This window comes from Bradyrhizobium sp. BR2003, assembly GCF_009720285.1.
GTDB classification, from domain to species: Bacteria; Pseudomonadota; Alphaproteobacteria; order Rhizobiales; family Xanthobacteraceae; genus Bradyrhizobium; species Bradyrhizobium elkanii.
In genome coordinates, this window is sequence record NZ_SMYJ01000031.1 from 109339 (window position 1) to 130121 (window position 20783).

General features: G+C 64.1%; 23 protein-coding genes. 6 read left to right on the forward strand and 17 right to left on the reverse strand.

Translation table 11 applies throughout. From position 1 onward, the window contains the following. The first annotated feature begins 213 nt into the window (after positions 1-213). Positions 214-882, forward strand: a complete 669-nt coding sequence (locus E2I15_RS26340) for a helix-turn-helix domain-containing protein (RefSeq protein WP_137479255.1) — start codon at positions 214-216, stop codon at positions 880-882. 8 nt (positions 883-890) lie between these two features. Here the strand turns inward: E2I15_RS26340 and E2I15_RS26345 are convergent, their stop codons facing one another. Both E2I15_RS26345 and E2I15_RS26350 read right to left on the reverse strand, forming a co-directional pair. After that, positions 891-1328 carry a potassium channel family protein gene (locus E2I15_RS26345; RefSeq protein WP_170991540.1) on the reverse strand — a complete coding sequence of 146 codons (438 nt, stop codon included), beginning with the start codon at positions 1326-1328 and terminating at the stop codon, positions 891-893. Continuing rightward, positions 1328-2407, reverse strand: coding sequence for an AI-2E family transporter (locus E2I15_RS26350; protein WP_137479257.1), 1080 nt, complete (start codon positions 2405-2407; stop codon positions 1328-1330). Before E2I15_RS26350 ends, E2I15_RS26345 begins: the two co-directional genes overlap by 1 nt. 402 nt (positions 2408-2809) lie before the next feature. Between E2I15_RS26350 and E2I15_RS26355 the strand changes: the two genes are divergently transcribed. Continuing rightward, on the forward strand, positions 2810-3229 hold the full coding sequence (locus tag E2I15_RS26355) for a hypothetical protein (protein WP_137479258.1): 420 nt from the start codon (positions 2810-2812) through the stop codon (positions 3227-3229). Between the two features lie 36 nt (positions 3230-3265). Here the strand turns inward: E2I15_RS26355 and E2I15_RS26360 are convergent, their stop codons facing one another. Both E2I15_RS26360 and E2I15_RS26365 read right to left on the reverse strand, forming a co-directional pair. Continuing rightward, positions 3266-3583 (reverse strand): hypothetical protein, encoded by a 318-nt coding sequence (locus E2I15_RS26360; RefSeq protein ID WP_137479259.1) that lies wholly within the window; start codon positions 3581-3583, stop codon positions 3266-3268. Positions 3584-4023: 440 nt separating this feature from the next. Continuing rightward, positions 4024-4596: an ATP-dependent Clp protease proteolytic subunit gene (locus tag E2I15_RS26365; RefSeq protein ID WP_170991541.1), complete on the reverse strand. Its 573-nt coding sequence runs from the start codon at positions 4594-4596 to the stop codon at positions 4024-4026. A 773-nt stretch (positions 4597-5369) separates the two neighbouring features. Here E2I15_RS26365 and E2I15_RS39580 point away from each other — a divergent pair. Further along, positions 5370-5492 carry a hypothetical protein gene (locus E2I15_RS39580; RefSeq protein ID WP_276486542.1) on the forward strand — a complete coding sequence of 41 codons (123 nt, stop codon included), beginning with the start codon at positions 5370-5372 and terminating at the stop codon, positions 5490-5492. 29 nt (positions 5493-5521) lie between these two features. On the opposite strand, the gene E2I15_RS26370 is transcribed toward E2I15_RS39580, so the two are convergent. From E2I15_RS26370 to E2I15_RS26415, 10 genes are all read right to left on the reverse strand, one after another. After that, positions 5522-6514, reverse strand: coding sequence for a formate dehydrogenase subunit gamma (locus tag E2I15_RS26370; RefSeq protein WP_137479346.1), 993 nt, complete (start codon positions 6512-6514; stop codon positions 5522-5524). Positions 6515-6555: 41 nt separating this feature from the next. Beyond that, complete coding sequence (fdh3B, locus tag E2I15_RS26375; RefSeq protein WP_011088224.1) at positions 6556-7152, reverse strand: formate dehydrogenase FDH3 subunit beta; 597 nt, start codon at positions 7150-7152, stop codon at positions 6556-6558. A 12-nt stretch (positions 7153-7164) separates the two neighbouring features. Further along, positions 7165-10107, reverse strand: a complete 2943-nt coding sequence (locus tag E2I15_RS26380) for a formate dehydrogenase subunit alpha (protein WP_137479261.1) — start codon at positions 10105-10107, stop codon at positions 7165-7167. A 2-nt stretch (positions 10108-10109) separates the two neighbouring features. Then, a complete protein-coding gene (locus E2I15_RS26385; RefSeq protein ID WP_028334130.1) occupies positions 10110-10328 on the reverse strand; it encodes a twin-arginine translocation signal domain-containing protein in 219 nt (72 codons plus the stop codon). A 29-nt stretch (positions 10329-10357) separates the two neighbouring features. Beyond that, positions 10358-11137 carry a Cro/CI family transcriptional regulator gene (locus E2I15_RS26390; RefSeq protein ID WP_137479262.1) on the reverse strand — a complete coding sequence of 260 codons (780 nt, stop codon included), beginning with the start codon at positions 11135-11137 and terminating at the stop codon, positions 10358-10360. A gap of 128 nt (positions 11138-11265) precedes the next feature. Continuing rightward, positions 11266-11886 carry a DUF3306 domain-containing protein gene (locus tag E2I15_RS26395; RefSeq protein ID WP_137479263.1) on the reverse strand — a complete coding sequence of 207 codons (621 nt, stop codon included), beginning with the start codon at positions 11884-11886 and terminating at the stop codon, positions 11266-11268. Continuing rightward, positions 11883-12401 carry a DUF3305 domain-containing protein gene (locus tag E2I15_RS26400; RefSeq protein ID WP_137479264.1) on the reverse strand — a complete coding sequence of 173 codons (519 nt, stop codon included), beginning with the start codon at positions 12399-12401 and terminating at the stop codon, positions 11883-11885. Before E2I15_RS26400 ends, E2I15_RS26395 begins: the two co-directional genes overlap by 4 nt. Further along, positions 12398-13405: a DUF6352 family protein gene (locus tag E2I15_RS26405; RefSeq protein ID WP_137479265.1), complete on the reverse strand. Its 1008-nt coding sequence runs from the start codon at positions 13403-13405 to the stop codon at positions 12398-12400. Before E2I15_RS26405 ends, E2I15_RS26400 begins: the two co-directional genes overlap by 4 nt. Further along, entirely contained in the window at positions 13402-13941 is a 540-nt protein-coding gene (locus tag E2I15_RS26410; RefSeq protein ID WP_137479266.1) for a DUF6505 family protein, read from the reverse strand. Before E2I15_RS26410 ends, E2I15_RS26405 begins: the two co-directional genes overlap by 4 nt. Continuing rightward, positions 13938-14693, reverse strand: coding sequence for a biotin/lipoate--protein ligase family protein (locus tag E2I15_RS26415; RefSeq protein ID WP_246668105.1), 756 nt, complete (start codon positions 14691-14693; stop codon positions 13938-13940). The genes E2I15_RS26410 and E2I15_RS26415 overlap by 4 nt, the downstream gene beginning before the upstream one ends. A gap of 152 nt (positions 14694-14845) precedes the next feature. Here E2I15_RS26415 and E2I15_RS26420 point away from each other — a divergent pair, with 152 nt between their 5' ends. After that, positions 14846-16816: a 4Fe-4S binding protein gene (locus E2I15_RS26420; RefSeq protein ID WP_137479267.1), complete on the forward strand. Its 1971-nt coding sequence runs from the start codon at positions 14846-14848 to the stop codon at positions 16814-16816. 16 nt (positions 16817-16832) lie between these two features. Continuing rightward, positions 16833-17111: a hypothetical protein gene (locus E2I15_RS26425; RefSeq protein WP_246729444.1), complete on the forward strand. Its 279-nt coding sequence runs from the start codon at positions 16833-16835 to the stop codon at positions 17109-17111. Between the two features lie 65 nt (positions 17112-17176). Here E2I15_RS26425 and E2I15_RS26430 read toward each other — a convergent pair whose 3' ends face one another. After that, entirely contained in the window at positions 17177-18469 is a 1293-nt protein-coding gene (locus E2I15_RS26430; protein WP_137479349.1) for a c-type cytochrome, read from the reverse strand. A 288-nt stretch (positions 18470-18757) separates the two neighbouring features. Here E2I15_RS26430 and E2I15_RS26435 point away from each other — a divergent pair, with 288 nt between their 5' ends. Next, on the forward strand, positions 18758-18997 hold the full coding sequence (locus tag E2I15_RS26435) for a hypothetical protein (protein WP_137479268.1): 240 nt from the start codon (positions 18758-18760) through the stop codon (positions 18995-18997). 131 nt (positions 18998-19128) lie between these two features. Here the strand turns inward: E2I15_RS26435 and E2I15_RS26440 are convergent, their stop codons facing one another. Together E2I15_RS26440 and E2I15_RS26445 are read right to left on the reverse strand one after the other, a co-directional pair. Beyond that, positions 19129-19332, reverse strand: a complete 204-nt coding sequence (locus tag E2I15_RS26440; RefSeq protein WP_137479269.1) for a hypothetical protein — start codon at positions 19330-19332, stop codon at positions 19129-19131. A 136-nt stretch (positions 19333-19468) separates the two neighbouring features. Beyond that, the gene (locus tag E2I15_RS26445; RefSeq protein WP_137479270.1) at positions 19469-20773 is read right to left on the reverse strand and encodes an acyl-CoA dehydrogenase family protein; all 1305 of its coding nucleotides are present in this window, start codon (positions 20771-20773) and stop codon (positions 19469-19471) included. Positions 20774-20783 lie beyond the last annotated feature (10 nt).

Genomic DNA, 20783 nt, shown 5'->3' on the forward strand with positions numbered 1-20783 from the left:
AGCACCCGGTTATCGGCGTGAAAATTGAAAAGTAATCTAAGATGGTGCGCATCAATTGCGAACAAATCGCCGCATTTGGCGCACCCTGTCCTTTAGGACAATGACCTCAAGACCAATAGAGACTGGCCGGGCCCTGTCGTAGTCATTGCGCGCGGACAAGCATTTCGAGCCGCCGCGGACGCTGCAACAGTCGTTACCCAAGAGGGTTAGTCCATGTTCGCTCGCGTCAATGTCAGACCGGCCAATGTACCGAGCATCCTCGGTGGGCTGACCGCCCGGCACGCCAACTGCACCACCAGCGAATTCCACTACAGGAAAGGCACCGAGATCTACGGGGAGAAGGAGCCGGCGGAGTACGTCTACCAGGTCGTTTCGGGGGCGGTCCGCAGCTACAAGCTGCTCTCCGACGGACGCCGCCAGATCGGCGCCTTTCACCTCGTCGGGGACATCTTCGGCCTCGAGAATGCCGAAACTCACCGCTTCACCGCCGAAGCCATCGTCGACACGAACGTGCATCTGATCAGGCGGATGAGCCTCGAACGCGTGGCCGATTCCGATTTCGCCCTGGCTCGCAACCTGCTGGTCATGACCACGAGCAACCTCCGGCATGCCGAGGAGCACATGCTGCTGCTCGGCCGCAAGACCGCATTGGAGCGGATTGCCGCGTTTCTGCTCGAAATGGACCGCCGGCTGACCGGAGTCGGCGTCGTCGCCTTGCCGATGTGCCGGCGTGATATTGCCGACTATCTCGGGCTGACGCTCGAAACCGTGTCACGTGCACTGTCCAAGCTGCACGCCTACGGCGCGCTCAACTTCCTTGGCTCGAACCAGCGCGAAATCATGCTGGTTGACCGCGACCAGCTGGCCAGGCTGGACAACTGACCACGACGTCAGGGTGATTTCGTGAGCGCCGCCTGGCGCTCGATGGTCTTTTGCAACACTTCGAACAGGACCGCGGTCGACCACCCGAACATGAGAATGCCGTTCATGGCCGCCATCGGTCCGATCAACAGCCACTGCTTGACCGGGACAACATCGCCATAGCCGAGCGTGGTGTAGTTCACGAAGGCGAAATACAGCAGATTGCTGCCGGCGGGTGCGGCGCCGAGCACCCAATAGGCCAGGCTCCACACCACGATCTCGAGCGTGTGCGCCAGCATCAGCGCAAGCGCGGTCGCGACCATCACGCCGCTGAGCTGCAGCCCCGCCCGGCCGGGCGCGCTCAAGGCAACGTTGCGAAGCAACCCGATGGCCGCGACTGTCCAGAGCGAATGGATCGCGATGTTGATCGCGCTCACCGCCGATCCCACGAGGAGCTGAAACAGCATCATCGCTCTCCCGCCAGCCGGGCGCGGTCGTCCCGGATCCATGCCGTGATCAATTCCCAGGCGACCGCGAGAATGATTGGACCGATGAACAGGCCCAAGATGCCGTGGGCAAGCGTGCCGCCGATCACGCCGACGAAGATGACGAGCGCCGGCGTGGTCAGGCCCCGCCCCATCACCAGCGGCTTCAGCACATTGTCGAGGACGCCGACGACCAGGAAGAAGAACGTGAGGGCGAGCGCCGTCGCGAAGTCCTTGGCCGACCATAGCCAGATGATCACCGGAAACAGCACGATTGCCGCACCGATCTGCACGATCGCGAGCAGCATCACGACAAACGCCAGCAGCCCCGCGCTCGAGATCCCCGCCAGCTTGAAGCCAATGCCGGCCAGCAGCGATTGCAGGACGGCGACGCCGATCACGCCGCGGGAAACCGCCCGGATGGTCGCACCAGCAAGATCGAGGAAGTGCTCGCTCTGCTCCGGCACGATGCGGGACAGGAAGCTCCGGCACGCCGCTGCAAGCCGCGAGCCATACGGAAACAGAAATCCTGCCACGACGACCGCCAGCAGAAACTTCAGCATCCCGATCCCGGCATTGCTGGCAAACGCAAACAGGGTCCCGGCCAACGGCTTCAGATGCGGCACGACCTCGCGCAGCACGGCACGCAGATTGGTCGACGCCCGATCCCAGATCTCATGGAGTGGGCCGCCGATCAGCGGCCAATCCTTGACCTCCGCCGGCGGCGACGGCACGACCACGTTGCCGGCGCCCAGTTGTTCGGCGAGTTCCCTCATCCCCTCCACCGCTCCGATTCCGAGCCAGGTCGCCGGCCCGATGACGACTCCCAGGGAGATCAAGGTCAGCACGAGCGCCGCGATGCCGGCATGGCCGCCGAGCATTGCTGCGAGCCAGGTGAAGACGGGATAGAGCGCGACCACGAGCACCACGCTCCAGGCCAGGATCGGCACAAACGGGCTGACCAGGACGTACGACCAGTAGATCAACAGCGCCAGCAATCCGAGGCGAATTGCGAGCTGGATGAACTCGTCTCCGGTCACGAGCTGGCGCAGGGTTTTCAAGAGCGTGCTTTCGATTGAGCATCAGCAGCGACGCGGGAAGCGGTGCCATCGCCTTGCTGTGCACGGCTTGATTCAGATCAAGCGTGACGCGTCCGGACTTTCGCCGAAGAAGCGGCCCCGGTTCGGGCGCAGGAATCGGGGCCGCTCCAACTTTGCCGGGATGCCTTCGCGGTCGGGATACGAGCGCGATCGTGCCCCCTTTAGGCCGCGGCCTGCCTATCCGCGGCAATTGTCCCAAGCTGCAGGATCAATCGTCTGGCACCGCCCCCGCGCCACTTTGATTCAAATCAAGCATCGGCCGGCGGCGGCTGACAGGCTCGGCCTGCTCATGGATCGGAAAGCCGCTCTCGATTTGGCTGCTTCGATCGCGACTGGCTATGTCACCCCGATGTGGAGGACGTCATGAAGAACACCAAGACCCTGCCGGCCCTGATCCTGCTTGCGAGCATGGTCGGCATTGGCGCGAGCCAGGCGGCGCCACTGCCGACCAACGTCGCGGCCATGAAGGGCATGGTCGAGGCCAATACCGCCCTTCAGGTGCGCTGGGGCGGCTGGCGCGGCGGCGGCTGGGGCTATCGCGGTTGGCGAGGCTACGGCAGCTGGGGAGGCTATCGTGGATGGGGCTATCGAGGCTGGGGCGCCGCGGCCGCCGGTGCGATCGTTGGCGGAGCCATCGCGAGCTCGGCCTACTATGGCGGGTATCCCTACTATGGCGGCTATGGCGGCGGATACGGCTATGGCGGCGGCTATGGCTACGACTATTGCCCGCCGGGCGGCGGCTATGGCTATTACGCTCGGCCACGCTACTATTACGGATGGTAGTGCCGTCTTTACGTGCCAGGCCGGCCTTCGGTGACGTCACCGCAGGCCGAGCAGCGAACGCCGGTAGCCGCTTTCGCGCGCTTCGTTCCTGCACACGAAGCCGCCATCGAAGCCCCTGGCATAGCGGCTTTGCCCTTTGAGGTAGTAGCGTCCGCGCCGAAAATCGAGCCAGACCACGCTATCGCCGGGGCAATGCCGCTGAGCCTGGGCCTCATAGCGGAACGGCGTCAGCGGCAGCGCCGCCGTCGGTTGCGCGCAGCAAAACAGGAAGGTCGCGGCGCAGGCCCCGACGCCCAATTTGGCCGCCAGACGGTCTCGACGTGCGCTCGACTTTTCAGCCAGTTCGAAGTGCATTCATTGCCGCCGGGAATGATCCGTGTCGTGCTGGAGACGATGGCTCATATTGTCAGAGCTTCGCGGGCGGAGCACCTCAGAACAACGATTTCAGCATCACACACGGCGAACAAGAGGCGCGCTCAGGACGATAGCAATCCAAAGGCGATCGCCGCGGTCGACAGCATTCCGGCCGTCACGACCGCGACCCTGAAGGCAATATCGCGGTCGGCCGCTGCAAGCCAGCGACGCAGCCACTGGCGCAAGCCAGCCGGCTGGCTTGCGCCACGCACTCGCCGGAATCTGTCACTGGCATATCCCATGACTGCCATTGTAGATCGCGGCGGGATGGAGAGACCAGTGCAGCTTGTGCCAAGCAATCAAGGTCACGTGCGGCGGCTTGACTGACCCAATTGAGCCATACGAGCCGGCTCGGCCCAAGGCCCGCTCATCCAGCGCCCCTAGCTTCCCTTCGAGCCGGCGGCGTTCCGCGTCGGACGTTCCTGCTCCGACGCGCTCTTCGAGGACGCCGCGCCGCAGATGGAGCTACTCCTTGATTCCGCGGTTGCCGTACGAACGGTGCGGTCAAACGGATTCCGCTCCATGACCTTCAGCGAAGCGAGCTCTTCCTTGTTCAAAAAGGAGATCTTTCCCGGCGGAGTCATCACCATCCTGCCGATGGCCGACGGAGGAATACGGAGCTTGGCCGACAACCTTGCAAGCTTGATCGTGTCACGAATCGTTCGACTGTCCTCGTTGCCGTGTAAATTGGAAACCGAATGGACGCCGATCTTGGCATTTGGCGCCACATAACGCTTCCTGCTCGCCAGGAAGATAAAAGCGCAGGCCGAGTCGCATTCTCCGGAAACATAACTGGCGATCTGCTTCTGGTGCGCGAGCATGGCGATACGGAAGCCTTCGTAGAGAGATCCACCTCGGGAATCGAGATCGAGGCCAACGATCCGGCGTTCAGTCGCCAGATATCCGCGAAAGCGGACAAAGTCCCCATCCCTGATATCTCCACTGAGCTTCAAGACATCTCCAAAGCACCCCGGGACACGGGAAAACTCCATCGCGAGACAATCCGTCGAGGTCAGCACGACCACAACGCTCAAAACGCATCCCGCAATCCGCATCGAGCGAACTGCAGGCGCTCGAGAATGAAGCTGACCCGTTGCGACATCGCTTCGGCATGGCTGCAACCCATGCGCGGCGCGCCGGCTGTTTGCGTCGCCGTCGATAAATGTCGCGCGGAGGACCCTCAAAGCGTGCTTCCAGGCTGCCACGGCGCTCCCCATTGGACCCGGGACCTCGCACGATAAACAGAGCATCGGAGCGCATCGTGGGTTGATCTGAATCAAAGCCAGTTCAGCAAGCGCGCAGGCGGGAGCGCCATTTTGACTTCTGGAGCGGGACGCTGGCCCTCACGCGCATGCTCTGTGCCGAGAGCAAACATCATCTACCCGACCTTAAGATCAGCCAGTCCAACCCAGTGTCGGGGTCACGCAGAATTTCCACATTAAGTCATTAATTCTATTCATCTATTTTCGCCACCCGACCCCTGCGCGGATTGGGGCGACGGAGGAATTCCATAGGCTCAAATTGCGCGATCAATCCATCCCTCCACGCATACTGCCCAACAACCTAACACGGGATGCGACGTCTCGATGGTGCAACCTCCCGAAAGTCGCCGCTTGCGCCCGAAGGCTTGAGCTACGGCTGCTCACGCGCGCCGGACAGCGCTGTTCGCGACGCGCCATCTTGTGTAGACTTTCACGGCATCCCGATCAGTTTTGGGAGAACGGCAATGAAAGTCTTCTTGCTCGCCTGCGTCGTCGCCGTCGTCTTGGCGACGATCGGGGCGTTGGCGCTAAACCGCGTGCAAGAGCCGGTCGCACAGGCCTTTGCGACGACGGGCGTACGGCTGTAGCGCCTCCGCGTCGAGCGCGCGCGTCCCGCCTACTCCGCCGCGGTGACCGAGGGCTGGGGTCGGGCTTGGCGCGCATTCTCCTCCTCAAGCCAGAGGCTGTGGTGTTCCCTGGCCCAATTGACATCGACGGTGCCGCTTCCCATCGCCTCGAACGCGCCTTCCATGCCGATCGTGCCGATATAGATGTGCGCCAGCATCACTGCCGTGAAGAGCACCGCCACGATGGAGTGGACGATCTGCGCGAGCTGCATCCCTTCGATGCCTGACAGGTAGAACGGGAACATCAGCGCATAGCCCGTCGCTGCCACCAGACCTCCGCCGATAACCACGATCCAGTAGACCGCCTTCTGGCCGGCGTTGAAACGATAGGCCGGCGGATGATCGTGCCCGACGATGCCGCCGCCGCGCTTGATCCAATCGACATCGACCTTGTTCGGGATATTGCCCCCGATCCACATCAGGAAGATCAGCACGACGCCAATGGTGAACGGGAAGCTGAGATAGTTATGAACGTATTTTGCCCATTGCGACCATTCGGAAAACGCCTCGTGGCCGATCAGCGGCAGCAGCAACGGACGTCCAAAAGTGACATTCAATCCCGAGATCGCCAGAATGATGAAGCAAGTCGCCGTCATCCAGTGCACGAAGCGCTCGAAAGCACCAAAGCGCACGATGGTCCGGCCCGAACGCCCGCTCTGCAGTCGCACCATCCCGCGGCTGAGATAGAAGATGACCAGCCCCGCGAGCATGCCAAGAATCGCGATGCCGCCGATCCAGCGCAGCGTCACATTCCGGAACTCGCGCCATTCACGGCCTGCCGGCTGTTCGAGAACGCCCGAGCGCTGGTCGGGAATGCTGACGCGTCCCTGCACCCGGTTCAGTTCCTGCAGAAGCTGTTGCTCCTTGACCGAACTTGCGGTCGGGTTGACCTGCTGGGCGATCGACGGGGAAGCCGCGGAGACGAGCAGCAGGAGTCCAGCCACGCCAATGACGAGCCGAACAGATCGTGCAAAACACGCCATAAGGTCCTCCCGATATCGACGCGACCCGCGCCAGGCCGTTGTCAGGACTCGATCGTCTCGCGATAGGCGGTCTTCCAGCCCCATGCGCCTGAGCCGTAGCCGCGCTTCAGCACGCGCTCCTTGTAGATCTGCGCAATGATCTCGCCGTCGCCGGCGAGCAGCGACTTGGTCGAGCACATCTCGGCGCACAGCGGCAGCTTGCCTTCCGCAAGCCGGTTCGCACCGTATTTCTCGTATTCTTCCTTGCTGCCATCGGCCTCGGGGCCGCCGGCACAATAGGTGCATTTGTCCATCTTTCCGCGCGAGCCGAAATTGCCGACCTTCGGATATTGCGGCGCGCCGAACGGACAGGCGTAAAAGCAGTAGCCGCAGCCGATGCAGAGATCCTTGGAGTGCAGGACCACGCCGTCGGCGGTGGTATAGAAACAGTTCACCGGGCACACCGCCGCACAGGGCGCGTCCGTACAGTGCATGCAGGCCATCGAGACCGAGCGTTCGCCCGGCTTGCCGTCGGCGATGGTGACGACCCGGCGGCGGTTGATGCCCCAGGGTACCTCGTGCTCGTTCTTGCAGGCCGTGACGCAGGCGTTGCACTCGATGCAACGGTCGGCGTCGCAGAGAAATTTCATACGTGCCATGGTCGTTGCTCCTTATGCCGCCGCGATCTGGCAGAGAGTGACCTTGGGCTCCTGCATGCCCGTCGCGGGATCGTATCCATAGGTCGTGATCGTGTTCGCGCTTTCGCCGAGCACGATCGGATCGGTGCCCTTCGGGTAATTGCCGCGAAGATCCTTGCCCGCAAGCCAGCCGCCGAAATGGAACGGCATCCAGGCAACGCCCTTGCCGACCCGCTCGGTGACGAGCGCCTTCATCCTTGCCCTGGAATTGTTCTCGGCGCCGGTGACCCAGACCCAGCCGCCGTCCTTGACACCGCGATCGGCCGCATCAGCGGGATTGATCTCGATGAACATGTCCTGCTGCAATTCGGCGAGCCACGGGTTCGTGCGCGTCTCCTCGCCGCCGCCCTCATATTCGACCAGACGGCCGGACGACAGGATCAGCGGGAACTGTTTTGCAATGCCCTTCTCCACTGCGGCCTTCTGCACGGAGAATCCGATATTGGGCATCCGGAACTGCTTGGCGTCGGGCAGCGTCGGGTATTTGGCGACGAGATCGACGCGTGGCGTATAGATCGGCTCGCGGTGAACCGGGATCGGATCCGGCAAGCCGAAGGCATTCATGCGCGCCTTGCCGTTGCCGTAGGGTACGCAGCCATGCGCCAGCGCGACGCGCTGAATGCCGCCCGACAGATCGAGCGACCACGACACGGTGTCCGGATTGGCCGGGTTGATCTTGCTGATCACGGCCATTTCCGCTTCGGTGAGCTCGGTGTCCCAGCCGAGCTTCTTCAGGCTCGCCAGCGTGAATTCCGGATAGCCGTCCTGGATTCCCGACCCCAACGAATAAGAGCCGTCCGCGAGCAGGCTCACCTTCCGCGTCGTGCCGTCCGGCAGCTTCTCCTCGCGCTCGACGCCGAACCGCGGCCGGAACGTGCCGCCGCCGTCCATCACGTGCAGATTGGTGTTGTAGAGCAGCGGCGTGCCGGGGTGCTTGACTTCGGGTGATCCCCAGCACGGCCAAGGCAGGCCGTAATAGTCGCCGCCAACCTCGGGATCGTCCTTCGGCGCCCGCATCGTCAACATGTCGAACTTCGCCTGGTTCTTCATGTGCGCCTTGAGGCGCTCGGGCGATTGTCCGCAATAGCCGGTCGACCAGCTGCCGCGGTTCATCTCGCGCAGCACGTCCTCGGCCTCCGGCAGGTTGTTCTCGACCTTGATCTTCTTGAACATCTGGTCGGCGAAGCCGAGCTTCTTCGCCATCAGATAGATGATTTCGAGATCATCCTTCGACTCGAAGATCGGTTTCACGATCTGCTCGCCCCATTGCAGCGAGCGGTTGGAAGCGACGCGCGACCCCTTGCACTCGAACTGCGTGGCAACCGGGAGAATGTAGACGCCATCCGTGCGTCCCGCCTCGACCGCGAGCGAGGCCCAGGTCGTCGGATGCGGATCGGCGATGACGAGCAGCTCGAGCGCCTTCAGGCCGTTGAGAGATTCAGGGATACGGGTGATGCTGTTGGAGGCGTGTCCTTGCACGAACACCGCCTTCACGTTGTCCTTCTGGGCAACCTGCTCCTTCGGCAACGTCACCGCTTCGAACCAGCGGGTCAGCGGAATACCGGGGGTTTCCATGATCTGCTTGGAATCGAACCGCGACTTCAGGAAGTCATAGTCGACCTCCCAGACCCGCGACCAGTGCTTCCAGGCGCCTTCGGCGAGGCCGTAGTAGAACGGCAGCGTGACGATATCGAGCCCGACATCGGTCGCGCCCTGCACGTTGTCGTGGCCTCGGAAGATGTTGGCGCCGGCGCCGGCCTTGCCGACATTGCCGGTCATCAGCAGCGCGATGCAGCTCGCCCGCACATTGGCGGTGCCCACGGTCTTCTGCGTCTGGCCCATGGCCCAGATCAGCGTTGCCGGCTTCTCGGTGGCGAACATCTTGGCGACGCGCTTGAGCTGCTCGCCGGGAATCCCGGTGACGCGCTCGACTTCCTCAGGAGGCCATTTCTCGACCTCCTTCTTGAGGTCGTCGAAACCGTAGACGCGTTGCCGGATGAACTCCTTGTCCTCCCAGCCATTCTGGAGGATGTGCCACATCATGCCGTAGAGCACCGGAATGTCGGTGCCCGGCCGCATCCGCACATATTCGGTCGCGTGCGCGGCGGTGCGCGTCAGGCGCGGGTCGATGACGATGAAGTTGGCCCTTTGCAGCTCCTTGCCCTCGAGCAGATGCTGCAGCGAGACGGGATGGGCCTCGGCCGGATTGCCGCCCAGGATGACCTGCGTCTTCGCATTGCGGATGTCGTTGTAGCTGTTGGTCATCGCGCCGTAGCCCCAGGTGTTGGCGACGCCGGTGACGGTGGTTGAATGGCAAATGCGGGCCTGGTGATCGGTATTGTTGGTGCCCCAGAACGCGCCGAGCTTGCGGAACAGGTAGGCGCCTTCGTTGGTCATCTTGGCCGAGCCGAGCCAATAGACGGAATCGGGACCCGACTTCTCACGGACAGCCTGCAGCTTGTCGCCGATCTCGTTGATCGCGGTGTCCCAGGGGACGCGGGTCCACTGCCCGCCCACCAGCTTCATCGGATAGCGCAGCCGCCGCTCGCTGTGCACGAGCTCACGCACGGACGCGCCCTTGGCGCAATGCGAGCCGCGATTGATCGGCGAATCCCAGCTCGGTTCCTGGCCGATCCATACCCCGTTCAAGACCTCGGCCGTCACCGTGCACCCAACCGAACAATGCGTGCAGATGCTCTTGCGGACGGTTGCGCCCGCCGTAAGCGGACCGGCCACCGCGGCTTCCGCCTTGCGCACGCTGCCGAACGGCAAGGTGCCGAACGCGGCAAGCGCGCCGCCGGCAAGACCGGATTTGCGCAGGAAGCTGCGGCGGTCGAGGCCACCGGCCTGATCTGCGGGGGAGCTGGCGGCGGAGCCTTGGCGCAGGGAACGCTGGTTTGTTCGCTTGATCAGCACGGTCAACCTCCCTTGGCCGGATAACGATTGACGCGGTAGAACGCCTTGACGTGATCGGTTTCCTTGTAGCGCGCCTTGCGCTTCTCATCGTTGGTTTCGCTGTCGGCCTGTGCAGACCCGACCAGCGGCGTTGCGAGTGTCGCGCCGGCGCCCACCGTGCCGACGCCGACCTTGCGCAGGAAATCGCGGCGCCCGACTGTGGTTGTCCTGTCTTCACTCATCGCATCTCTCCTGGACCTGCGGATGCGGGTCAGTTCGCGAACGTGAATGCTTCTGTCTCAATTTCGATAAAGGCGCGACCGAGCGCACCGACCGCACGATAGAAGACGGCGCTCTCCGCGCGCTCGATGTCGGCGAACAGCCGCCCCATCCAAGGCGCGACGTGTTTGCCGAAGAAAGCGCGCTGCGTGTCGAAGGCCGCCGGGAAACGGCCTGACGCGAAGCCTGCCATGATCTCGCACAGGATCGCCGCGTGATCTTCCGGCTCGGAATTATTCGCGATGCGCTCGATCCCGGACGCTGCGAGGTCCGCACGCAGGCGCGACAGCGGCCGCTCATTGAGAAAGCCGGTCAGATAGTAGGAGGCGTAGGGCAAGAGTTCGCCGCGGCCGAGACCTGTGAACAGCTCGAAATATTCGCGTTCGACTTTCGCTGGGACTGCATTGGCGGCGGCTGCGGCGAGCCCGGCATGCGCGCGCCCGAGCGGCGTCGCATCGACGGCCAATGCAGCAAGCTGATCGAGCAGTTTCCCTGAGGGGGCGGCGGACAAGAGTGTCGCGAGCAGCAGATATTCCTGCGCACGTGCGACATCGACAGAATCGATCGGTGCTTCAGCGTTAAGCGGCTCGCTGTACAGATCAGGCCGCAAATTATCGCGCGATATGCCGGTGGCGGCTTCGACAGCGATCACCCGTTGCGCGGGAACCTTGCTCCAGTTCGAAACAGAGGGCTGGCTGATGCCGATTTTGCGCGCAAGCTCTGCAACGCCGCCAGCGGCGTCAATGGCTCGCTCAAGGCCAGCATCACGCACGTGGACCTCCATCCAAGTCCTGGGTGCTGATTTTGCTTTTGTTACAAAGCGCTAGCGAAGCGTAGTCCCGGTCCAACGGGGGGTCAATCGGCGCCATAGTCTGAGGCTATAGCTTTTCGTCGCGGTCTCTAGCGAGGCAGCGCACTGCCGTGCGTGCGGCGTTCAACCGACGGACGTTCGCTTTCGGCGCTGTCGGCGACCGTTCGTTGCGTTGCAACAGGATCAGGCGCGGATCCCGTGGTCGCGGCCTCTTCGGCCGTGATGCCCGGCAGCGCGACCTCGCACAATTCCTGCGAAGAATCCGCGACTTCAACTGGGGGCTCAGGCAGCGCCTCGGCCGGCTTGCCGAGGCCGCCGACGATCCTGTCGATGAGCGCGGCGAGCTCTGGCTCGGAGCAATCCAGCGGGCCAAAGCCCGGCATCGCGGTCGGGTCGTTGAAGTCCCAGGCGTTCTCGGCAAGCCCGACAAAGTCACGGATGACGGGATCGGCGCTCCAGGCGCGACGAAGCGCCGCACGCGTCAGCTCCTGCGGAATTCCCTTGCGCAGGAATGCCGTGATGTCGGTCGCCGACGTAATCGAGTCGATCGAAGGCAGGCTCGAGAGGTCGAATTCCGTGGCTTCGTCGTTCACGGCAGGCGGCGGCATCGACTGCATGTCGTCGCGCATCGCCGGGTCCGGTGGCGTGGCGTTCGCCTTTGCCTCCTGCTTGCGACGGGACCAGCGCGTCAGGAACTTGTCCTCACTCATTCGTGTCCGCCTTCATGCTGCCGGCGCGCGAGCGCCTCCGGATCGGCCTGCCGTCGCTTGCGCTTGAAGAACTCACGTTCGACGTGGTGCTCGGCAATGAAGCTTTCAATCTGCTCACGCAGCATCTCCGGCATGGGGACGGCCTCGACCAGATTCGCACCGGCCTCCGTGAACGCCTCCCCTTCCGAAGGATCGGCGGTCGCGGCAGCCACCGAATAGGGCGGCCAGGCGCCTTCCGCCGGCGACAATACGGTCCAGATGCCCGGACTGCCCGAGGCGAGATTGTCGCGATAGCGCGCCGTCTCGGAACCATAGAGATCGACCGTAGCGCTGCCGGCATAAAACAGCGTCGTCCCATTCTCTTCGCGAAGCACTGTCCAGGGTTTTGTGTCCGGTTCGTCGGGCAGCACAGCGACCGCGCGCCAGACGAAGTCGGTCCACGGCGAATCCGCTTGGTGCCGCTCGACCACCACACCGACGGGAACGCGCACAAGCGGCAGCGCTGCCGGACTCATGTCGCCATCTCCAGATGTTTGACCGGTAGCCCCGTCAGCAAATTCTGCGGCTTCATCCGGAGCTTCTGATCGGCGTTCATCGACAGAATGAGATAGACCGGCTCGCCCCGCATCTCGTCTGCGGCCGCGCTCGTGTCCGCAAATGTCAGGCGGAACAATGAGAGCACGCGCCCGGCGCTGCGATCGTCGAGCTGCTCGCCGTGCCAGAGACGGTCGCCGAGCCTGGTCGCGTCGGCGTCGAGCCCGACATACCAGGTGAGACGTGCATCACGCAGCTCGCGCAGCGGCTCAATGCCGACGTCGATCCCGAGCAGATGGGAGATCCAGCGCACCATCGCATGCGCCAGCGCCGCCGGGCCGCGGCCGCCTGCGGTGAGGTCGAATGCCATGTCGAAATGATCGCTCCGGCGCCAGTAGTCGTCAGCATTGTCCTCGCGCAAGACGTCGAGCTCGGCATCGGTCACCGCCCCCAGCATCGACATCAGCGAGAGCACCGGGGTCGGAGTCTGTCCACCGACGACCTCTTCATCGCCGAGCAGCAGGGCCTGCTCCTGCGGCAGGATGCGCTGCGGGCGAAAGAACAGCTCGGCTGCGCGCAGCACGAACGGATCATCGCAGCCGTCGAGCGCATTGCGCAGGATCACGTGCACGAGCTGATTGACGAACAGCGGCGGCAAGTCGTTGGTCCCGGACCGGACGGTTGCAAGATAGGCCTGCTCCAGCGTCGGGTGCCGCACGAGGAGATCGCGGAACGCAAGCACAAGCCGCCAGTTCTCCCGGGCATCGGCATCGACAATCGCTTCAATCTCTTCCGCGCCGACCGGCCTGCGGGGAGAAGCGAGCAGCGCGCGGTGCAGCCGCCGCTCGACCGGGCATGCTTCGTCCGGGGGAATCAGCTCCGGACGAACAAAATAGGCCTTCAGGAACTCGTCGGTGACGCAAAGCCCACCGCTCTCGTCGCGATCGAGCAGATGGTGGCCGCACGCGATCCAGAAATCATTCATCGGTGCTGCGACTCCCGGCCCATATCGGCAAGCTTGAGATCACCGTCAGGCTCGACATCGTCTTCGACTTCCATGAACGAGAACGCCTTGCTGTGTCCCTGACCCTGGCGCAGTTGCAGCCTGCGGAACGATTCCCGGACTTCGCCGTCGCTCACCGAACGGTGAACGGCAATGAGCGAGCTGACCGGATGGTCGCAGAGCGACTGCGCGAAGGCGACCTCCTCTTCCGCCGCCGTCCGCGCGGTCGCCAGATCCGGCGCGCCGAAACGATCGACGAGTCGCCTCGCGAGGCGGTCGATCAGCGCGCTGCAATCGTTCTCGGTCGCAGGGACGATCTGCACCAGCGTCGACCAGCCCCAGGATTGCACCCCGAGGAAACCGCTGCGGAACGCAACGCGGGCCTTGCCGGTCAGCTTCGTCGGATCCTGATCGCAGAAGCGGAAGGCACCGGAGACGACCCATTCGCCCGGCTCGGCCGCCACATCGAACACGAAGGTGTCGGAGGGATCGAGCGCGATGCTGCGGAGCAGTTTCACAGTCGCGGCCCTCCGAGCTTCGGATCGAACCAGGACGGCGTTCCGAGCGCCTTGGCGAGCACGCTGCGTTCAATCCTGTCGGCACCGATGCGGCACGTGAGGAGATCGCCGCCGTCATCGATCCGCAGCACGGTTCGCCGCTCGCGGGGAACCCGGCTCAGATAATCGCGCGCGAGGCTGGCAAAGCCATCGGTCTGCCAGCTATCGATCGCCCGCATCAGGTGCCGCGCAAAGCTCTCGGTCACCTGCACGGCTCCCGCTTCGCCAAACCCCTCCTCATCCAGCGCGGAGGCGAGCGGATGAACGCCCGGTCCCTGATCGGCCATTGCGACCGTCCGGATCATGGCGCCGAACACCAGCCAGGCAGGCGGCTCGTCCTCGCGCGCGGACGTCGGCCATCCCATCCGTCCGCCGCCGACCAGCCCACCGTCGATCACGACGGTGTCGGGCCAGCCGATCGCGACCGTCTTGTGCGGCGGCGCATAGGCGCGCAGAGCGTCGGTGAGCGCGACCATGCCGGCATAAAAGGCACGCCGCGCGGTGCCCAAGGGCTCGCCCGGCTCGAGCACGACGGCGAATTCGGCAAGATCGAACCGTCCGACGCACACCAGCGTGCCGGCACCGCTTTTAGGTGCGATGCGGCAAGCGTGAGCAAAGGCGTCTCCGCTCTCACGCAACCTGACGAGCGTGAATGGCGGTGGCAGATGGATCGCTTCCGCCACGGACACGCGGCTGGTCGGGGTCGACCGCAAGGGCCGTCCTCCACTTTCCTTTTCCTTCCGATAGTGAATATCTATACGAGGTGAAGGAACGGCGCGAGTCCGCAAGACGGCGCCGCACCCGCGGAGGGATCGACCTGGAGCAGCCAGCGAAGACCGTCCTGATCTGCTCGTGTGAAGACACGATGCGCCTTGACGTGGCCGCGATCCAGCGGGGCTGTCCCAACTGCGAGATCAGGAGCCATCGTCATCTCTGCGGCGCAGAGCTCGAAGATTTCCGCGCCGCCGCAAAACTCGACGGCCCGCTGACCGTCGCCTGCACGCAGCAGGCCGGCCAGTTCACCAATGAGATGGGCGAACGCGGCGGCCCGATCAGCTTCGTCAACATCCGCGAGACGGCGGGCTGGTCGCGGGACGGCGCGAAGGCGGGCCCGAAGATGGCGGCATTGCTTGCGGCGGCGGCGATTCCCGCGCCGGACTATCCGCTGGTCACATTGTCGAGCGACGGCATCATCCTCATCTATGGGCGCGACGAGACCGCGATCGAGGCCGGCCGGCTGCTGGCGGACCATCTCGACGTCACGGTCATGCTCAGGAAGCCGGCAGACGTCGTGCCGCCTGCCGCGGCGGTGTTCCCGATCGTGAAGGGCACGATCCGCAACGCGCGGGGGCATTTTGGCGGCTTCGAGCTCACGGTCGACGACTACGCCCAGCCACGCCCGTCCTCGCGCGCCCGCTTCGAGTTCGAAGCCCCGCGCAACGGCGCGATCTCGCGCTGTGATCTCGTGCTCGACCTCTCCGGCGAGCCGCCTCTGTTTCCCGCGCACGATCTGCGGGACGGCTATCTCCGTGCAGATCCGAGAGATCCCGCGGCCATGCTGCGCGCGGTGCTTGCGGCCCGCGATCTCGTCGGCAGCTTCGACAAGCCGAGATATGTCGACTTCACACCCAGTCTGTGTGCGCATTCGCGCTCGAAGCTGACCGGGTGCCATCGCTGCCTCGATTTGTGCCCGACCGGCGCGATAACGCCGGACGGTGACCATGTCGCAGTCGACGCGCAGGTGTGCGCAGGCTGCGGGCAATGCGCGGCTGCCTGCCCCACGGGAGCGGCATCCTACGCGCTGCCGACCGCCGATACCCAGTTGCAGGTCCTCCGCGCCATGTTGCGCGCCTATCGCGAGGCCGGCGGAACGCATCCGGTCCTGCTGCTGCACGACAGCCAGCACGGCACGCCGCTGATCGATGCGCTCGCCCGCCATGGCGACGGATTGCCGGCCAATGTGCTCCCCCTCGCCGTCAACGAGCTGACGCAGGTCGGCCTGGAAGCCATCATCGGGGCCTTCGCCTATGGCGCGGCTGCCGTGCGGCTGCTGCTGCGCGCCAAGCCACGACACGACGTGACCGGATCGTTGCAGACGATCCGGATGGCCGAGACCATTCTTGCCGGACTCGGATTTGACGGCCCCCGCGTGAGCATGATCGAAACCGACGATCCTGACACTCTGGCGGAGCAACTGACGGGGATTGGCCCCCTCGCCGGCCTCGATAATCCCGCGACTTTCCTGACGGTCGGCAAGCGCGGCGATCTGCTTCGCTTCGGCTTGAGCGAACTGCACCGCCTCGCCCCCAAGCCGGTCGACGTGATCGCCTTGCCCGAGGGTGCACCTATCGGTGCGATCACCGTCGACGTCAGCGGTTGCACGCTGTGCTTGTCCTGCGTTTCGGCCTGCCCATCCGGCGCGCTCCGCGCCGATCCCGACCGCCCCGTCCTCAAATTCGTGGAAGACGCCTGCGTGCAGTGCGGTTTGTGTCAGAGCACCTGTCCTGAAAAAGTCATCAGGCTCACCCCGCAGATCGACTTCCGGGCAAGACGCGCGCCGGCGCGGGTGATCAAGGAAGAGGAACCGGCCCTGTGTGTTCGCTGTGGCACGCCCTTCGGCGTCAAGAGCACGATCGATCGGATCGCGACCAAACTCGAGGGACGGCATTGGATGTACCCTGCCGGGGACCGCCGGACCGAGACCTTGCGGATGTGCGCCGATTGCCGGGTCATCGTCATGAGCGAACAACAGTTCGATCCGATCCAGGACGTGCCGCAACGTGCGCCACCACGGACGACGGATGACTACCTGCGTCAACGCGAGAACAAGGACTAGCCGCATGCCTCGATTCATGATGGTTCTGTCGACGTGCCTTGTCACCACGGTCCTCTCCGGCACGGCCGTCGAGGCAGCCCTTACGAAGGCGGAAAAGGTTGCCCTCAAGCAGGCGGTCGTCGCCTGCAAGGCCGAGGCGAAGGGCAAGAAGATCAAGTGGCTGTCGCGCCGCAAATACGTCAACCAGTGCGTCGTGGCAGCGCTCAAGGAACATCCCAGCATCAATATCGCCCGCATGCTCAAGGAGAACCCGGAGCTGACGAAGATCCCGGTGGAACAATGGCCGGGGTATTAGAGCCTGATATCGCGGCCTGACGCCTTCGCTTGAGGACGCCGCAAGGCGGCTGCCGCCAAATCGAGCTATTTCGACGTCGCACGCGCCAGGAAGTCCGTGAGCGCGCGGCGATCCTCGGCCGAGCCGATGTGCTGCTCCGGCATCTTCGTGCCGGGCGTATAGGCGTTCGGCCCGATCTCGAACAGTTTTGAGACGGTCTCCGGCGTCCAGACGATGTCCATCGTCTTGAGTGCGTCGGAGAAGCGATAGCCAGGCAGCGAGGCGATCTTCCGACCGAACAATCCGGCAAGGGTCGGACCGGCACGCTGCAGCTCCGTCTCCGACAATGTGTGGCAGGCGACGCAGGCCCTGAAGATTTCGGCGCCGTGATCGCCGGCATAGGCCGCGAGCGGGTCCCCCGGCGTGCCCTCCACGTTCGATCCGATCGCCGCGCCGGTCAGTGCGTTCCAGCGCCTGATCTTGCCGTCGGCGCCGCCGGTCAGGAGCGTCACACCATCAGGCAGGAATGCAACCGACCAAACCGGCCCGCCCAGCCCGGCGAGCGTGCGCAGCACCCTGCCCGCCTTGCGATCGACGATCGCCACCGTGCCGTCAATTGCCGCCGCGGCGATCAGGGCGCCGTCATGCGAGACCGCCAAGGCGACGATCGGCGTGGCGCCGGCCGTGACCTCGCCGCCTGCCTTGCCATCGGCAGTCATCATGCGCAGCCTGCCGTCCGCCGCGCCGGTGACGATTTCGCCATCAGGCGAGATCGCTACGGCATTCAGGGGCGACGGCACCGTGACGATCTCGGCGCTGCCGTCCGGCAGGCGCCAGATCCGCGCCGTCAGATCGTAGCCGACGCTCACCAGCGATTGTCCGTCAGCGGCAAAGGCCACGCCATTCACGTTTTGCGAGTGGCCTCGCAGCACGCGCGAGCCCCCGTCGGACAACGACGAGATCCGTACGGTCTGGTCCCACGAGGCGGATGCGAGCTTTGATGCATCGGGCGAGACGGCGAGCCCGACAATGGGTCCGGTATGGTCCGCGAAGACCCGGTCCGGCTGGGGCCGGCCCGACGTCCAGATGGCAATCTGGCCGTCCGCACCAGCCGTTGCCATTCTTCCATCGCCGAGGAAGGCAACCGCGTTCACCGCACCCGAATGGAAGCGAAGAACCTGCTCAGCAGACTCGGTTGCCAGAGACCATCGGATCGCTGCGGTGTCGAAGCTACCCGACAGAACCGTCCTGCCATCGCCTGAGACGGCGATCGCGCGGACAGGTCCGCCGTGTCCGGCCAATTGCGCTTGCGCCGGTTGCAGCGCGAGAAGCAGCGATGCCGTCACAAGGAACGTGGCGAGACGCAAGGTCAGATCCATGGCCGTCGGAGATACTCGCAGCGAAGCCCCGTGCCATTCTGCCCGGTTCTTGCGGGACAGCCAAATGCCCCCTGGCGTCCATCGGCTCCCGCCGGCAATCGTTCTGCGGATCGAACGTGTTCGTGGCCCGACAGACCTGGCCTCCGGCAAGAACACCCCCATTTGATTCATTGATCCAGCTCAACGAGGGGAGCGCATATTCGGCTCCAGGTGCGACAAGCGGCGCCTTGAAAGACGGTCCACACGATCGCAGTCTTGCCACGGGCGCCTCACAAATCGAGGTCGAACATGCAAATACACCCGAAAGCATATCTGCAGTTCATCTCGCGCATTTGGCACTTTCGCGTGTTGCCGCCGCGGGATCGCAATCCCGCCACCCGGGACGCGTCGCCGCTGCTGATCTACATCGCCGCCGTGTTGGCGCTACTACTGGTGATCCTGATCGTCGATCGCCACCGTGCGCCGTTTCAATTCCCGGAACATGTCGGCGATCCCGCCGGGATCAACCCGATCTTCATGAGCTTTTGAAACACAGCCCGCGAGGGGACGGTTGTGCACGCGGACAAACCGTCCGACCCGTCGAGCCGTTCAACGCCGAACGATGTCAGGCCCGCTCATCCCGAACCGCAACGCGTTCGGATGCGAGGGCACCATTCTCTCTATTGCTGAGTTCCCCTCGGAAACACCAGCGATCGATCTTCGAAATCTTCAACCGGCAGCTTGCCTGGTTGCGGCATCTCTTGCGCGGCGGGCATCCCCGCCACTGACGTGTGGCTCACGGACGATGGATGCGATCTCGGGACATTCGTCGCAGCCACAATGAATGCGATGGCGGTCAGGCCGGCGATCATCAGGAGCTTCATGCGAACCTCCGTTGGTTCTGAGAGATTCCTGACTAATTCAGGACTCGAAGTCCCCCTGTGAGATCGCTCACAACTCTCCTTTTGTTGATCATCGCTGGAGCCGATGCCGTCCGGCTCCAGCGCCTTCCCAACGCGCCTATGGCAGGTCCTTCGGGCGCGGCCACAAGCCTCCTTCGGACCAGGATTCAGATTCGTCGGGCGACAGCGGATCCGCGCCACCGCCGGTGCGTGCGGGATCGACATTGAGCCATCGGCGCAATTCGAGCTTGCCGATCTGGTTGCGATGAACCTCGTCGGGGCCGTCGGCCAGTCGCAACAAGCGAGTCGTTGCGAGTGCTGCCGAAAGGAAATGATCGTTGTTGGTGCCGCCACCCCCGAACGCCTGGATCGCCCAGTCAACGATGGTCTGCGCCATGTTCGGCGCGACGACCTTGATCATCGCGATTTCCTGCCGCGCGGCCTTGTTGCCGACCGTATCCATCATGTAGGCCGCTCTGAGCGTCAGCAGCCGGGCCTGCTCGATCTTCATGCGCGCTTCGGCCACGCGCTCGAGCGTCACGGTTTGCTCGGCGAGAGGCTTGCCGAAGGCGACACGTTTCAGCGCGCGTCGGCACATGCGCTCAAGCACGCGCTCGGAGAGGCCGATCAGTCGCATGCAATGATGGATGCGTCCGGGTCCCAACCGCCCCTGCGCGATCTCGAATCCGCGCCCCTCGCCGAGCAGCATGTTGGCGGCCGGCACGCGCACATTGGTGAAGATCACCTCGGACGCGCGATCAGGTACGCCGTAGAACCCGAGAACCGGCAGCGAACGGACGACATGCACGCCGGGCGTCTCCTTCGGCACCAGGATCATCGACTGACGCTTGTGGCGATCCGGATTGTCCGGGTCAGTCTGCCCCATGAAGATGATGATCTTGCATCGCGGATCGGTGGCGCCGGTGGTGTACCATTTGCGACCGTTGATCACGTAATCGTCGCCGTCACGGACGATCAAGCTGGCCACATTGGTCGCGTCGGACGAGGCAACGTCGGGCTCCGTCATCGCAAAGGAAGACCGGATCTCGCCGGCCAGCAAGGGCTTCAGCCAGCGTTCCTTCTGCGCCTCCGTACCGTAGCGCAGGATGGTCTCCATGTTGCCCGTGTCAGGGGCGCTGCAATTGAAGACCTCGGGAGCAAGGTGCGAACGTCCCATGATCTCGCATAGCGGGGCATATTCGAGATTGGTCAGCCCGTCCTCGTGAGCGGGCAGAAACAGGTTCCACAGGCCGGCCTGTTGTGCGAGCGGCTTCAGTTCCTCGACAACGGGATGCACAGCCCAGGGCCCGAGCCGCTCGGCCTCCTGATAGTATCGGCGCTCATTCGGGTAGATGTGCTCCATCATGAAGCGCTGGAGACGCGCGGCCAGTTGCTGGCTGCGCTCGCTTTGGGTGATATCCACGTAAATTCTC

Excerpts from the sequence above, each read along its gene's own strand:
- E2I15_RS26340 (WP_137479255.1), top strand. The coding sequence starts at position 214 with ATGTTCGCTCGCGTCAATGTCAGACCGGCCAATGTACCGAGCATCCTC.
- E2I15_RS26345 (WP_170991540.1), bottom strand. The coding sequence starts at position 1,328 with ATGCTGTTTCAGCTCCTCGTGGGATCGGCGGTGAGCGCGATCAACATC.
- E2I15_RS26355 (WP_137479258.1), top strand. The coding sequence starts at position 2,810 with ATGAAGAACACCAAGACCCTGCCGGCCCTGATCCTGCTTGCGAGCATG.
- E2I15_RS26360 (WP_137479259.1), bottom strand. The coding sequence starts at position 3,583 with ATGCACTTCGAACTGGCTGAAAAGTCGAGCGCACGTCGAGACCGTCTG.
- E2I15_RS39580 (WP_276486542.1), top strand. The coding sequence starts at position 5,370 with ATGAAAGTCTTCTTGCTCGCCTGCGTCGTCGCCGTCGTCTTGGCGACG.
- E2I15_RS26370 (WP_137479346.1), bottom strand. The coding sequence starts at position 6,514 with ATGGCGTGTTTTGCACGATCTGTTCGGCTCGTCATTGGCGTGGCTGGA.
- fdh3B (WP_011088224.1), bottom strand. The coding sequence starts at position 7,152 with ATGGCACGTATGAAATTTCTCTGCGACGCCGACCGTTGCATCGAGTGC.
- E2I15_RS26385 (WP_028334130.1), bottom strand. The coding sequence starts at position 10,328 with ATGAGTGAAGACAGGACAACCACAGTCGGGCGCCGCGATTTCCTGCGC.
- E2I15_RS26395 (WP_137479263.1), bottom strand. The coding sequence starts at position 11,886 with ATGAGTGAGGACAAGTTCCTGACGCGCTGGTCCCGTCGCAAGCAGGAG.
- E2I15_RS26400 (WP_137479264.1), bottom strand. The coding sequence starts at position 12,401 with ATGAGTCCGGCAGCGCTGCCGCTTGTGCGCGTTCCCGTCGGTGTGGTG.
- E2I15_RS26405 (WP_137479265.1), bottom strand. The coding sequence starts at position 13,405 with ATGAATGATTTCTGGATCGCGTGCGGCCACCATCTGCTCGATCGCGAC.
- E2I15_RS26420 (WP_137479267.1), top strand. The coding sequence starts at position 14,846 with ATGCGCCTTGACGTGGCCGCGATCCAGCGGGGCTGTCCCAACTGCGAG.
- E2I15_RS26425 (WP_246729444.1), top strand. The coding sequence starts at position 16,833 with ATGATGGTTCTGTCGACGTGCCTTGTCACCACGGTCCTCTCCGGCACG.
- E2I15_RS26430 (WP_137479349.1), bottom strand. The coding sequence starts at position 18,469 with ATGGATCTGACCTTGCGTCTCGCCACGTTCCTTGTGACGGCATCGCTG.
- E2I15_RS26435 (WP_137479268.1), top strand. The coding sequence starts at position 18,758 with ATGCAAATACACCCGAAAGCATATCTGCAGTTCATCTCGCGCATTTGG.
- E2I15_RS26440 (WP_137479269.1), bottom strand. The coding sequence starts at position 19,332 with ATGAAGCTCCTGATGATCGCCGGCCTGACCGCCATCGCATTCATTGTG.